The following is a 12,328-nucleotide window of genomic DNA, read 5'->3' on the forward strand; positions in this document are numbered from 1 at the left end:
GGCCAGTCTATGACCGCCTTCCGACAGTTCTCGGCGTGTCGGGAATGCGTGTCTCCGCCCCGCCGCGCCGGCTACCGACGCTTCGTCAGATCGGCGCGCGACCGCACGCGTTCCAGGCCACGCCTGACCTCCGCCGGCGTCGGTAACTGCCAACCGAGTTGTGTCAGGATTCCCGCCGTGACGAGGCCCGCCACCATGACGGCGAACAAGAAGCCATACATGCCTGAAACGGTATTGCCGGGAGGGACGCGGAGAAATCCGGTGTTTCCCTATGCCGTGACCCGTCGAATCGCATCGACGCTGAACACCAGCAGGGCCAGCCAGATCAGCGCGAATCCCAGCCAGCGCGCGGGCGGCATCGGTTCGCGGCCGACAAGCACGCCCCACGTCAACTGCATCACCGGGTTCAGGTAGAACAGCAAGCCCATGGTGACCAGCGGCAACCGCTGCGCTGCGGCGGCGAACAGCAGCAGCGGCAGCGCCGTCAGCACCCCGGACAGGATCAACAGCGCGACATGGCCGCCGCCGTGCTCGGTGAACGTCGCGTGCCCGGTGCTCTGCAGGACGGCCAGATAAGCCGCCGCGAACGGGGTGGCGAGACCGGCTTCTACGCCGACGCTCACCCGCGGGTCGGTCGGCACCACCTTCTTGACCGCGCCGTAGAGACCGAAGGAGAACGCCAGGGCGAGGCCGATGTACGGCGGCGCACCCACCTCCGCGGTCAATACCACCACCCCGGCCACCGCGATGGCGAGCGCGGCGCACTGCGCGCGGTTGAGCCGTTCCCGGAAGACGATCAGCCCCAGCGCGACCGTCACCAGGGGGTTGATGAAGTAGCCCAGCGCCGCGTCGACCACGTGTCCGTTGTTGACGGCGTAGACGTAAACGCCCCAGTTGATCGAGATGAACGCCGACGCAGCGGCAAGCAGCACCCAGGTGCGACCGGCGATCTGCGTCAGGTCGCCCAGCCTGCCGACGATCGCGACGACGACGACCATCAGCAGAAAGCTCCACACGATCCGGTGCGCCAGCACCTCGACAGCGGACGCGGGCTTCAGCAACGGGAAGAACGCGGGGAACATCCCCCAGCACACATAGGCGCCGACACCGAACAGCAATCCGGAGTTACGGGCGTCCCTCACGCTTCGTGATTGCGCAGCGCATCGAGGGCGTGTTGCAGATCGGGCGGATACGGGCTGGTGATCTCGACGCGGCGCCCGTCTGCGGGATGCGCGAACGCCAGGGACCGCGCGTGCAGCCATTGCCGCTCCAGTCCGAGCCGGTGGGCCAGCGTGGGGTCGGCGCCGTAGGTGAGATCGCCGACGCACGGATGGTGCAGCGCGGCGAAATGTACCCGGATCTGGTGCGTGCGACCGGTTTCCAGCTCGATGTCGAGCAGGCTCGCGGCACGATGTGCTTCCAGCGTGTCGTAATGGGTGACGCTGTGCCTGCCGCCCTCGGTGACCGCGAACTTCCAGTCATGCCCGCGATGACGGCCGATGGGCGCGTCGATCGTTCCGCTCGACGGATCGGGATGACCCTGCACCAGCGCGTGATAGCGCTTCTCGACGGTGCGCTGCTTGAACGCCCGTTTGAGGACCGTGTACGCACGCTCGGACAGCGCCACGACCATGACCCCCGACGTGCCGACGTCGAGGCGGTGCACGATGCCCTGGCGCTCGTGGATGCCCGACGTGCTGATGCGATAGCCGGCGGCGGCCAGGCCGCCCAGCACAGTCGGACCGGACCAACCCACGGTGGCGTGGGCCGCGACGCCGGGCGGCTTGTCGACGGCGACGATGTCGTCGTCGGAGTACAGAATCGTCATGCCCTCGATCTCGACGGGCGTGTTCTCCACCGGCGGAGGCGCTTCGGGCAGCCGTACGTCCAGCCACGCGCCCGCGGGCAGCTTGTCCGACTTGCCTGCGCGGGCACCGTCGATCTCGACACCGCCGTCCTCGGCCAGCGCCGCGGCCGCGGTTCGCGACAGGCCGAGCAACCGTGCGACGCCCGCGTCGACCCGCATCCCCGCCAGCCCCTCGGGGACCGGGAGCGACCGATCGGCCATCACTCGTCCTCGGCCGTCTTACGCCGGCCGACCGTGTCGAAGTCGAAGCCGAACAGCGACAGCGCGACGAGCAGGATGGCTCCACCCACCACGGCCGGGTCGGCCACGTTGAACACGGGCCACCAGCCGATGGACAGGAAGTCGACGACGTGGCCCTGTAACGGGCCGGGTGAGCGGAAGAACCGGTCGACGAGGTTGCCGAGCGCGCCGCCGAGGATCATGCCCAGTCCGACGGCCCACCACGGGGACACCAGGCGGCGGCCCATCCACACGATCCCGATCACCACGCCGGTGGCGATCAACGTGAGGACCCAGGTGTAGCCGGTGGCCATCGAGAACGCGGCACCCGAGTTGCGCACCAGAGTCCAGGTCACCGTGTCGCCGATGATCGACACGGGCTGGCCGGGGGTGAGCAGTTTGACGGCGAGAACCTTGGTGACGATATCGGTGACCAGTACGGCCGCCGCGATGCCGAGCAACAGCCGCAGCCGGCGCCTCGGCGGCAGTGTTTCCTCGGTGGTCTCTTCGGCCACTCCCGGGTCGTCAGTCACCGTTCCATCATCCCAAAGCGGGGATGCGGAAGAATCTCGCACCATGGGTCGCCTCGTCGTCGTCACCACCGGCGGCACCATCGCCACGAGTACGGGCCAAGACGGCGTCAAGCGTCCGGCCCGAACCGGGGCCGAGTTGACGTCCGGACTGGAGGTCGACGTCATCGACGTGATGGCGGTCGACAGCTCCCAACTGGGCCCCGCCGACTGGATCCGCATCGCGACCGCGACCACCGCACAGGACGCCGACGGTGTCGTCGTCACGCACGGCACCGACACCATGGAGGAGACGGCGCTCTGGCTCGATCTGACCTACCGCGGCGCCGCTCCGGTGGTGCTCACCGGTGCCCAGCGCAGCGCCGACGCGCCCGATGCCGACGGCCCGGCGAACCTTCGTGACGCCTTGATTGTCGCGGGCAGTCCGGCCGCGCGAGACCTCGGCGTCGTCGTCAGCTTCGCGGGAGTGGTCTGGCAACCGTTGGGTCTGCAGAAGGTCTCGACGACCGACTCGCGCGGGTTCGCGGGCACCGCGATCGGCACGGTGTCGGACGCCGGGTTCGCCAGGCATGGGACGAAGGTCCGGCCCTTCGTCGGCGCGCTGCCGGCCGCCGAAGCGCCCAGGGTCGACATCGTCGCCGCCTACCCGGGCGCGGATGCGGTCGCGATGGACGCCTCCGTGGGCGCGGGCGCGCGGGGCATCGTGTTGGAGGCGTTGGGCGCCGGCAACGCCGGGCCGCCGGTGATCGAGGGGGTACGGCGACTGTGCCGCGCGGGAATCGCGGTCGTGGTGTGCACCCGCGTGCCCGGCGGCCGGGTCACCCCCGCATACGGTCCGGGCCACGACCTGGTGGCCGCGGGCGCGGTGCCGGTGCCACGGTTGCGGGCATCACAGGCGCGGGTGCTGCTGATGGCCGCGCTGGCGAGCGGCTCCCCCGTCGAGGACGCCTTCGCCCGCTGGGCTTGACGCGCGTGGCAACGTGGACGCGTGCACTTCGAGAAAGCGTTTCGCCGAGGCACGACGATGATCGGGGTTCTGGCCTTGGCCCTCACCGCGGGCGCGGTGGCCCGTGCCGAACCGCCACCGCCCGGGGCGGACGCAATCGACGACTACCCCGTCGCCGAAGGCCTCTACCGACCCGGTCCACCGCCCAACTACCACGTGTTCTTCCGGACACCGGAGGGCCTGTTCTGTGGCATCGGCCCCAACGGTGGACCCATCGGCTGTGACGGGGTTCCGCTGGACGCCCCGCCCGGAACCAACCAGACGTATCTGACCAGCGGCGGCCCCGCCCTCTACCGTCATTCCGCCGCACCGTCGTTCACGCGTGCGGACGTCGACGTGCTGCCCGCCGGCTACCGGCTCGAGAACTGGGGGGCGAGTTGCGGTGTCGGACACCAGGGCACCGTGACATGCAAGACGTATGGCGGGCACGGGTTCACGATCTCCGACGCCTACGGGGTGCTCTGGTAGCGGGCCAACTCGGCGACATAATCCGGCCAGTCGAGGGAGTCGACCGGGTTCGCGCGCTCGATGCCGGACGCTTCGACGGGGAACGTGCGGGCCTGACCCGGGCCGGTGGTACGGGTCTCGAACCGGACCGTCATCACGCCGTGCCCCGCCCCCTGGATCCAGCCGTGCCCGAAGTCCGGTTGTGTGACGTCGTCGCCGATGCGCCATGCCGGTGGGGTCGCGGCCAGGTCCGTGACGGTGGGCGGCAGCCCGGTGTGCGTGACATCGTCGGCTGCCATCAGCTCGAGATCCGGGAACAGCGACTCCTGACGGACATCGGAGAGCCCCGAGAAGCCAACGCCCAGAAGGCGAATCGGGCCGACTACCACAGGGTCGAGCAAAAGACGGCGTGCGGTCGCGACCAGGGTGGCCGCGTCGGTGGTGGCGTACGGCAGGGTCGCGGAGCGGGTGAGCGTGCTCATATCGGACTTCTTCAGCTTCACGGTCACGGTGCGGGCGCCGCGGCCGTCTTTCTCCAGGCGTCGGTGGGCGTGCTCGCCGATCGGACCCATCGCTTCGCGGAGCTGGTCGAGGGTGGTCAGGTCCTCGGGGAACGTGGACTCGGCGCTGATCTGTTTGGCCGGTGCGTTCTCGGCGACCGGCCGGTCATCGATGCCGCGGGCCAGCCGGTGCAGTGCCCGGCCGACGGCCCCGCCGAGAATGTCGGTGGCCTCGGCCTCGGTGAGCGCGGCGAAGGCGCCAATGGTCTCGATGCCGAGCCGGTGCAACTTCTCCCCCGCGACGGGCCCGATCCCCCACAGCCTGCGCACCGGCAGGCCCTCGAGCAACGCGCGTTCCTCCTCCCGGCGAACCACCCGCATTCCGTCGGGCTTCGCCAGCCCCGAAGCGATCTTGGCGAGCTGTTTTCCCGAGCCCGCACCGATCGACGCGACCAGCCCGGTCTCCTCGAGCACCCGGGACCGCAGCGTTCGGCAGAAGCCCTCGACATCGCTCGCCGACGCGCCCGCAAGCTCGGCGGGCTCACCGAAGGCCTCGTCGAACGAGAGCTGCTCGAGGACCGGCACCATGGCGCGCACGGTCTCGAACACACGGCGGCTGGCGACGCCGTACACCACTCCGCGCGGCGGCAGGACCACCGCGGTGGCCCCGACCAGCCTGCGGGCCTGATGCATCGGCATCGCCGACTTGGCACCGTAGACCCGCGACTCGTAGCTGGCCCCCGCGACCACGCCGCGTCCGCCCAGCCCGCCGACCAGCACCGGGCGTCCCCGCAACGTGGGCCGGGTCAGCTGCTCGACCGACGCGAAAAACGCGTCCATATCGAGGTGCAGCACCCAGCGAGCGTCCACAGCTGCCGATGCTAAGGCGCTAGCCTGACCCGCATGGCACACCCGGGCGCCGAACCTGTCGATGTCCCGATCCGGGATGCCTCGATTCGGCTGGGTCAGTTCCTCAAGTTGGCCGGCCTCATCGACTCCGGCGCCGACGCCAAGTCGGTGATCGCCGACGGTTTGGTCACCGTCAACGGCGAGGTCGAACGCCGGCGGGGCCGACAGCTTCAGCCCGCCGATGTCGTGGCGTTCTCCGGCCGTGGCGCCCGGGTGGCTCGCTAGGCCGGCTCGCTAGGCCTTGGCGATCGCGACCTTCACGCCGTCACCGATCTCGCTGCCGTCCGCCGGCTCACCGAAATCGAAGCTGGTCGCGAGTATTTCGCGCGCGATCAGGTCACGGTGCGTGCGGGCCCACGCCTCCCGCTCCTCGGGCACGGATATCACCACCGAGATCCGGTCGGACACATCGAGGCCCGTGGACTTACGCAGATCCTGCAGCTCACGGATGCGGTCCTTGGCCCAGCCCTCGGCCTCCAACTCCTCGGTGACAGTGCCGTCGAGCACCACCAGCCCGGCCCCGTCGGACAGCGCCGCGGTGGATTCCGCATCGGCGGCGACCAGCCGCGAGCTGTACTCCCCGGGCTGCAACACCGCCGGGCCCGCGGTCAGTGTGCCGTCGGCGTTGACGACGGCCTCCCCCGCCTTGACGGCCTTGATCGCCGCTTGCACGTCCTTGCCCAGCCGCGGACCCGCGACGCGGGCGTCGACGGTCAACTCGAACCGGCCGTAGGTGTCGATGTCGTCGGTGAGCTCGACGGCCTTGACGTTCAGCTCGTCGGCGATCAGGTCGGTGAACGGCGCCAGGCGCTGTGGGTCATCCACGGCCACAGTCAGTTTCGGTAGCGGCAATCGTACGCGCAGCCTCTTGGCCTTGCGGAGCGACAACCCGGTCGACGCCACCTCCCGCACCTGGTCCATCGTCGCGACCAACTCGGGGTCTGCGGGCACCACGCCTTCCCCGGGCCAGTCGGTCAGGTGCACCGAGCGCTCACCGGTGATCCCGCGCCAGATGACCTCGGTGATCAACGGAAGCAGCGGAGCCGCCAGTCGGGCGGTCACCTCCAACACCGTGTGCAGGGTGTCGATGGCATCCGGATCCTCCTCCCAGAACCGCGAACGAGACCGTCGCACATACCAATTGGTCAATGCCTCGGTGAACTGCCGCAACTCGTCACAGGCGCCCGAGATGTCGCAGACATCCAGCGACGCGGTGAGGTCGTCGCGCAGCACGGCGAGCTTGGCCATGATGTAACGGTCGAGCACGTGCGTGGAGTCCGTACGCCACACGCCCTTCCTGGGCGCGTACAACGCCAGGAACGTGTAGGCGTTCCACAGCGGCAGCAGCACCTGGCGGACACCTTCGCGAATGCCCTGTTCGGTCACGATCAGGTTGCCGCCACGCAGGATCGGCGAGGCCATCAGGAACCAGCGCATCGCATCCGACCCGTCGCGGTCGAACACCTCGGTCACGTCGGGATAGTTGCGTAGCGACTTGCTCATCTTCTGGCCGTCGTTGCCGAGCACGATCCCGTGCGCCACACAGGTTTTGAAAGCCGGCTTGTCGAACAGCGCGGTGGCCAGGACGTGCAGCGTGTAGAACCAGCCACGGGTCTGGCCGATGTACTCCACGATGAAGTCACCGGGAAAATGCGAGTCGAACCAGTCCTGGTTCTCGAACGGATAGTGCACCTGGGCGTACGGCATCGAACCCGAGTCGAACCAGACGTCGAACACGTCCTCGATGCGGCGCATCGTCGACTTTCCGGTCGGGTCGTCGGGGTTGGGCCGGGTGAGCTCGTCGATGTACGGCCGGTGCAGATCGCTGGGGCGCACCCCGAAGTCGCGCTCCAGTTCATCGAGGCTGCCGTAGACGTCGATACGCGGATACGCCGGATCGTCGGACTTCCAGACCGGAATCGGCGTGCCCCAGTAGCGGTTTCGCGAGATAGACCAGTCGCGGGCGCCGGCCAGCCACTTGCCGAACTGACCGTCCTTGACGTGTTCGGGATACCAGGTGATCTGCTGGTTCAACTCCACCATCCGGTCGCGGAACTCGGTGACCTTGACGAACCACGAGGACACCGCGCGGTAGATCAGGGGGTTGCGGCAGCGCCAGCAGTGCGGATAGGAGTGCTCGTAGGTCTCGTGACGCAGCAGCACGGCGCCGTTGAGGGCTGCCGAGCCGGCCTGATTCTTCAGGTCGCGGATGATCTGCGGGTTGGCGTCGAAGACGTGCTGTCCCGCGTAGTCGGGCACGGTCGCGTCGAACCGGCCCTTGGAGTCCACCGGTGTGACGGCCTCGATGCCCGCGGCCTGCGCGGTGAGCATGTCGTCTTCGCCGTACGCCGGCGACATGTGCACGATGCCGGTGCCGTCCTCGGTGCTGACGAAGTCCGCGGCTAGCACCCGAAACGACTGGGGCGCATCGGCGAAGTACGGGAACGGCGGCAGATAGCGGATCCCGAGCAGATCGCGACCGGAACAGGTGGCCAGCACCTCCGGCTCCTCGCCCAATTCGCGGGCGTAGGCGGCCAGGCGCGCCTCGGCCAACACGTACCGCCGGCCGTCGGGGGCGGCCACCTGTACGTAGGTGACGTCGGGGTGCACCGCGACGGCCTGGTTGGACGGCAGGGTCCACGGAGTGGTGGTCCAGATCAGCAGGTGACTGCCGCCCAGCGCACCATCACTGACCTGGAAGCCCACGGTGATCGCCGGATCCTGACGGCTCTGGTAGACGTCGTCGTCCATCCGCAGTTCATGGCTGGACAACGGGGTCTCGTCGTTCCAGCAGTACGGCAGCACGCGGTTCCCCTCATACGCAAGACCCTTGTCCCACAATTGTTTGAACGCCCAGATCACCGACTCCATGAACTCGGGTTCGAGGGTCTTGTAGTCGTTGTCGAAGTCCACCCAGCGGGCCTGCCGGGTCACATAGGCGCGCCATTCGTCGGTGTACTTGAGCACCGAGGCGCGGCAGGCGTCGTTGAACTTCTCGATGCCCATCTTTTCGATCTGCGCCTTGTCGGTGATTCCGAGCTGGCGCTGGACCTCGAGTTCGGCGGGCAGGCCGTGGGTGTCCCAGCCGAACCGGCGTTCCACCTTGTAGCCGCGCATGGTGCGATACCGCGGCACGATGTCCTTGACGTAGCCGGTGAGCAGGTGCCCGTAGTGGGGCAGTCCGTTGGCGAACGGCGGACCGTCGTAGAAGACGTACTCCGGGGCGTCGTCGCGGCGCGCGATGCTGGCGCGGAAGGTGTCGTCGCGGTCCCAGTATTCGAGGACGTCGGCCTCCAGCGCCGGGAACTTCGGCGCACCGGCGGTCGGCTTCGGGTAGGCGGTCATAGCTCCTGTGCCTCTTGTGGGCCTCCAGACTCGGAAACCTCAGGTTCGTCAAGGCACGGGGACGACGTTGCGCGCTGGTGCGCGGCGCCGCGGTACCACCCCGCTTGCGCACCCCGAGGAAGGGGCGCGCCGCTCGCTTCGGGCGATGACGGACCCACCCGTTCGGGTCTACTGGGCTCGGACCGGCCGAAGACGAATGGTGTCGAGCTGTTCTTCCGAAGGCTCCCCGGTGATTGCCGGATCCAAGCCGTTGAAGTCGATCTTACCGAGTCAGTTCGGCGGCGATGCGTCCGAAGTCATCTCGACGAGCGCGAGCGGGAACTGTTCGGCCAGCTCCTCGATCGTGTAGTGCTCGAACCTGCTCGTGTCGTACCACCAATCGACTTGCACGCGACCGCCGGTGCGGTACACCCGCACCTCCAACGCGTGGCCGAGCCCCGGCGGGGTGTCCTGCACCGGCACGTTCTCCGCAGGCAACTCGCCGATGTAGTTGAAGTACACCTCTGGTGAAACGGCCGCATCGCGTTCCGACGCGACGGCCAGCGTGCGGTGCACGGACGCCAGCACCTCGGTCGCACCGGCCTGCTGCGCCGTCGCGCACACCAGGGGCACCGCGTCGAGCAGGCAGCCGCGCTCGCTGGCGATGTCGACTGGCACCACCCCGTCGCCCAGTGTGCGCGCGAGCGCCCTGGTCAGCGCGGCGAGCAGGATTTCGTCGGCCGGCACGGCGAGCCACTGGGTGGCGCCGTCCAGTTCGGCCGTCAACTCGTCGCTGGCGGGCGTGGGCACTTTGACCATGCCCGCGGAACGCGGGGCTTCGGCGGGGTCGTAGTCCGTGATCCGGACTGTTGCCGCAGCAAAATCGCCGAGTGGGCGCACAACTCCGGTCGGCGAAGCCAGGTAGGGAGCAGCCATGGTTCCGAAGATAGCCCAGGTGTCCCATAAATGGGAGAGGCCTCCCAACAGTGTGACGCCAGTGTCAATTTAGGCAAACTTTTCCAGTTTGCGGACGGTACTGCCCGAACCCGAGCCCTTTCGTTACAGTGGGTGGGTGCCCCGGACGGACGAGAACGGCAGACAACTCAAGGCCCTGCTCGACTACCTGCTCGACGGGGACATCGACGCGAAGGACATCTACGACGCCCTGGGCACGTCGAGCAGCACGTACTACCGGCGGATCAAAGAAGCCGACTATCCGGACGCCGAGGAGCTGCGGCGAGTCGCCGACCGGTTCGGCCTGAGCTATCCCGACCTGCAGATCAGATTCGGCCTGATGACCAGGCAGGAAGTGCTGAGCTACGTCGAATTCCTGCAGCGCACAACCGGATCGACGCAGACCGCCGTGCGGGAGGCGACCAAGGCCCGCACCCGGATTCCCCGCCTTTCCGAACTGCGGCCGCGCAGTGACGCTCCGCCGCTTTAACCGTAGACTTTGCTGAGTACCACAGCAGCTCAAAGGCAACGCTCATGGCTTTGGCGACACTCATCGCGATAACGCTTAGCTGTATCGCGTGGAGCCTGTGGATTCGCCGCGTCACCTGGTCGTCAAGGTGGGAGGTCGCGGCCACTCTCAACATCGCGCTACAAGGCATGGCAGTGGTGTTGATGTCGCCCTGGGCCTCCGAAACGCTCGGTGTGGCACTGCACGCGCTGACGGGCAAGTGGAACCTCGAAGACTTCATCGGCCACGACTGCTACATCGTCGCCGCGTCGGCCGTCGTCTACAACGCGCTCGGCCGGCTGCAGGACGACCATCTGCTCCAGAGGTCGTTCAAGAAGTACGTGGAGTTGCCGGCCACTTTGTGTATCCCGCTGCTCCTGTTCACCTTCTCCGTCGGCAACGGCGCGCGGATCTACAAGCCGGACTTCTTCCAGGTGCCGACAGACTTCTGGCTCAACACCTATTGGCTGATCCTGTGCGGCATCCTGATCTACCTGTTGGGCTATGGCAGCAGGGCCCTGCTGATACTGCGCACGGACCCGCGGTCGCGCAAAATCGCCAACGTGTACTTGATCTCGTGCGCCGCGGGCATCGCCGCGTGCATCGTCCGGCTGCTCACCGCCTACATCCCCGCGCTGCAGCAGCTCGACGCGGGCACGACGCTGGTTTGGGTGTTCGCCTGCATGTGCGGCGCGGGTTTCGCGCTCACCTCGGCGGAGTCCTGGCGGCAGAAGACCAAGTGGTTCAGCAGCGCGTCCAACTGATCGAGCGCTAGCCCGCGACGGGGCGCGGCACACCATAGAAGGGCGCGCCCAGGTCGGAAACCGGCTGATATCCGCGCCTGCGGGCCCGTGCGGCGTCACGCCGGATCAGCATCCCCAACCCGGCGAAGGCGGCCTGGTCGAGCACCATTCGCGTCAGCAGCCGATTGTGCACGAACCCGAACGACAGCCCGCTCGTCGGATCGGCCCAGCCGACGGATCCGGCAAGGCCGGCATGGCCGAAGCCGGCCATCAGCCCCGGCGGCACCGGCAGCGAGTGGTAGCCGAGGTGAAAGCTCAGCGGCACGAAGATGTTGCGATCCGGCCAGAAGCTCGGCCGCCTTCCGGTCAGCAGCGCGACCCGCTCCTCGGACAGGAACTGCTTGCCCTCCATGCGGCCGCCGTTGGCGATCGCGCCGTACATCTTGGCCAGGCTCCTGGCGGTCGCGACGCCGTTGGCCGCCGGGATCTCCGCGTCCAGGAACGGGGTGTCACCCTGGACGACGGACTTCATCCCGGGGAAGTACATCGAGCCGAACATCCCGGACACGCCCAGCGCCGCCAAGCGCGGGGCAATGAAGTTGAAGACCGGGTTGGCCAGCGCGCTCTGCGGCGCCAGAATCTGCGCCGCGCGCGTCGGCGACTCGGCGGGCGGCCGACCCAGATGCAGCCCGTCGGTGTTGAGCGGCTCGGCCAGTTCCTCGCGGATCAGGTCGCGCATTCCCTTACCGGTGATCGCCCGGCCCAGTCCGGACATCAGCCAGCCGTAGGTCAGCGCGTGGTAGGCCTGGTGCCCGTGCAGCAGCTTGTTCACAGGCGCGGCGGCGACCCGCTCCTCCATCACCTGGTGGTCGAGCAGCTGGGCCTTGGTGCAGCCGTTGAGATGCGACAGTCCGGCCCGGTGCTGCATCACGTCGCGCACGGTGATGCCGGCCTTGCCGTTGGCCCCGAACTCGGGCCAGTACTCGGCGACGGGGGCGTCGTAGTCGATCAGGCCACGGTCGGCGAGGCGATGGACGACCGTCGACGCCATGCCCTTTGTGACTGAAAAGACCATGGCACCGGTGTCGGGGTTCCAGTACTGGGTGCCGCGGCGATCCGAGTAGCCGGTCCACACGTCGACGACGGGCTCGCCGTACAGGTATATCGACAGGGCGCCGCCGCCGTAGCGGCGCCCGGGGAACAGCCGAGAGAAACCGCGCAGGGTGCATGCGAAGTTCGAATCCGCCGCGCCCTGGATACCGTGCGGGATCGCGGCGCTGCGCTCCCGGCTTTCGACACCAGTCACAATGCATTGAATTTA

General features: G+C 68.1%; 13 protein-coding genes. 5 read left to right on the plus strand and 8 right to left on the minus strand.

Annotated elements, in window-relative coordinates:
* Positions 1 to 71: 71 nt before the first annotated feature.
* The 4 genes from QGN32_RS00825 to lspA are packed head-to-tail and all read right to left on the minus strand — an operon-like array spanning position 72 to position 2,664.
* Entirely contained in the window at positions 72 to 221 is a 150-nt protein-coding gene (locus QGN32_RS00825; RefSeq protein WP_326546808.1) for a hypothetical protein, read from the minus strand.
* A gap of 48 nt (positions 222 to 269) precedes the next feature.
* The gene (rarD, locus tag QGN32_RS00830) at positions 270 to 1,082 is read right to left on the minus strand and encodes an EamA family transporter RarD (RefSeq protein WP_442791811.1); all 813 of its coding nucleotides are present in this window, start codon (positions 1,080 to 1,082) and stop codon (positions 270 to 272) included.
* Between the two features lie 56 nt (positions 1,083 to 1,138).
* Positions 1,139 to 2,068: an RluA family pseudouridine synthase gene (locus QGN32_RS00835; protein ID WP_326546810.1), complete on the minus strand. Its 930-nt coding sequence runs from the start codon at positions 2,066 to 2,068 to the stop codon at positions 1,139 to 1,141.
* Positions 2,068 to 2,664: a signal peptidase II gene (gene lspA / locus QGN32_RS00840; protein ID WP_442791765.1), complete on the minus strand. Its 597-nt coding sequence runs from the start codon at positions 2,662 to 2,664 to the stop codon at positions 2,068 to 2,070. The genes QGN32_RS00835 and lspA overlap by 1 nt, the downstream gene beginning before the upstream one ends.
* Here lspA and QGN32_RS00845 point away from each other — a divergent pair.
* Together QGN32_RS00845 and QGN32_RS00850 are read left to right on the plus strand one after the other, a co-directional pair.
* Positions 2,663 to 3,583 (plus strand): asparaginase, encoded by a 921-nt coding sequence (locus tag QGN32_RS00845; protein WP_326546812.1) that lies wholly within the window; start codon positions 2,663 to 2,665, stop codon positions 3,581 to 3,583. The two genes, lspA and QGN32_RS00845, sit on opposite strands and share 2 nt — an antisense overlap.
* A gap of 57 nt (positions 3,584 to 3,640) precedes the next feature.
* Positions 3,641 to 4,090 (plus strand): hypothetical protein, encoded by a 450-nt coding sequence (locus QGN32_RS00850; RefSeq protein WP_326548868.1) that lies wholly within the window; start codon positions 3,641 to 3,643, stop codon positions 4,088 to 4,090.
* Here the strand turns inward: QGN32_RS00850 and QGN32_RS00855 are convergent.
* A complete protein-coding gene (locus QGN32_RS00855) occupies positions 4,072 to 5,439 on the minus strand; it encodes a DNA polymerase IV (RefSeq protein WP_326546813.1) in 1,368 nt (455 codons plus the stop codon). The genes QGN32_RS00850 and QGN32_RS00855 overlap by 19 nt on opposite strands.
* 33 nt (positions 5,440 to 5,472) lie before the next feature.
* Here QGN32_RS00855 and QGN32_RS00860 point away from each other — a divergent pair, with 33 nt between their 5' ends.
* Complete coding sequence (locus QGN32_RS00860; protein ID WP_326546814.1) at positions 5,473 to 5,703, plus strand: RNA-binding S4 domain-containing protein; 231 nt, start codon at positions 5,473 to 5,475, stop codon at positions 5,701 to 5,703.
* 9 nt (positions 5,704 to 5,712) lie between these two features.
* Here the strand turns inward: QGN32_RS00860 and ileS are convergent, their stop codons facing one another.
* Both ileS and QGN32_RS00870 read right to left on the minus strand, forming a co-directional pair.
* Positions 5,713 to 8,823: an isoleucine--tRNA ligase gene (gene ileS, locus QGN32_RS00865; RefSeq protein ID WP_326546815.1), complete on the minus strand. Its 3,111-nt coding sequence runs from the start codon at positions 8,821 to 8,823 to the stop codon at positions 5,713 to 5,715.
* Between the two features lie 270 nt (positions 8,824 to 9,093).
* Positions 9,094 to 9,738, minus strand: a complete 645-nt coding sequence (locus QGN32_RS00870; RefSeq protein ID WP_326546816.1) for a hypothetical protein — start codon at positions 9,736 to 9,738, stop codon at positions 9,094 to 9,096.
* 136 nt (positions 9,739 to 9,874) lie between these two features.
* On the opposite strand from QGN32_RS00870, the gene QGN32_RS00875 reads away from it, so the two are divergent.
* Together QGN32_RS00875 and QGN32_RS00880 are read left to right on the plus strand one after the other, a co-directional pair.
* Positions 9,875 to 10,246, plus strand: a complete 372-nt coding sequence (locus QGN32_RS00875; protein WP_326546817.1) for an XRE family transcriptional regulator — start codon at positions 9,875 to 9,877, stop codon at positions 10,244 to 10,246.
* 44 nt (positions 10,247 to 10,290) lie between these two features.
* On the plus strand, positions 10,291 to 11,028 hold the full coding sequence (locus tag QGN32_RS00880; RefSeq protein WP_326546818.1) for a hypothetical protein: 738 nt from the start codon (positions 10,291 to 10,293) through the stop codon (positions 11,026 to 11,028).
* Between the two features lie 7 nt (positions 11,029 to 11,035).
* Here the strand turns inward: QGN32_RS00880 and lipL are convergent, their stop codons facing one another.
* Positions 11,036 to 12,313, minus strand: coding sequence for an esterase/beta-lactamase LipL (gene lipL, locus QGN32_RS00885; protein ID WP_326546819.1), 1,278 nt, complete (start codon positions 12,311 to 12,313; stop codon positions 11,036 to 11,038).
* Positions 12,314 to 12,328: the final 15 nt, after the last annotated feature.

This window comes from Mycolicibacterium sp. ND9-15 (genome assembly GCF_035918395.1).
Lineage (GTDB): Bacteria > Actinomycetota > Actinomycetes > Mycobacteriales > Mycobacteriaceae > Mycobacterium.

Coding starts and splice junctions, on each gene's coding strand:
- QGN32_RS00825 (WP_326546808.1), bottom strand. CDS start 221: ATGTATGGCTTCTTGTTCGCCGTCATGGTGGCGGGCCTCGTCACGGCG.
- rarD (WP_442791811.1), bottom strand. CDS start 1,082: ATGTTCCCCGCGTTCTTCCCGTTGCTGAAGCCCGCGTCCGCTGTCGAG.
- QGN32_RS00835 (WP_326546810.1), bottom strand. CDS start 2,068: ATGGCCGATCGGTCGCTCCCGGTCCCCGAGGGGCTGGCGGGGATGCGG.
- QGN32_RS00845 (WP_326546812.1), top strand. CDS start 2,663: ATGGGTCGCCTCGTCGTCGTCACCACCGGCGGCACCATCGCCACGAGT.
- lspA (WP_442791765.1), bottom strand. CDS start 2,664: ATGGTGCGAGATTCTTCCGCATCCCCGCTTTGGGATGATGGAACGGTG.
- QGN32_RS00850 (WP_326548868.1), top strand. CDS start 3,641: ATGATCGGGGTTCTGGCCTTGGCCCTCACCGCGGGCGCGGTGGCCCGT.
- QGN32_RS00860 (WP_326546814.1), top strand. CDS start 5,473: ATGGCACACCCGGGCGCCGAACCTGTCGATGTCCCGATCCGGGATGCC.
- ileS (WP_326546815.1), bottom strand. CDS start 8,823: ATGACCGCCTACCCGAAGCCGACCGCCGGTGCGCCGAAGTTCCCGGCG.
- QGN32_RS00870 (WP_326546816.1), bottom strand. CDS start 9,738: ATGGCTGCTCCCTACCTGGCTTCGCCGACCGGAGTTGTGCGCCCACTC.
- QGN32_RS00880 (WP_326546818.1), top strand. CDS start 10,291: ATGGCTTTGGCGACACTCATCGCGATAACGCTTAGCTGTATCGCGTGG.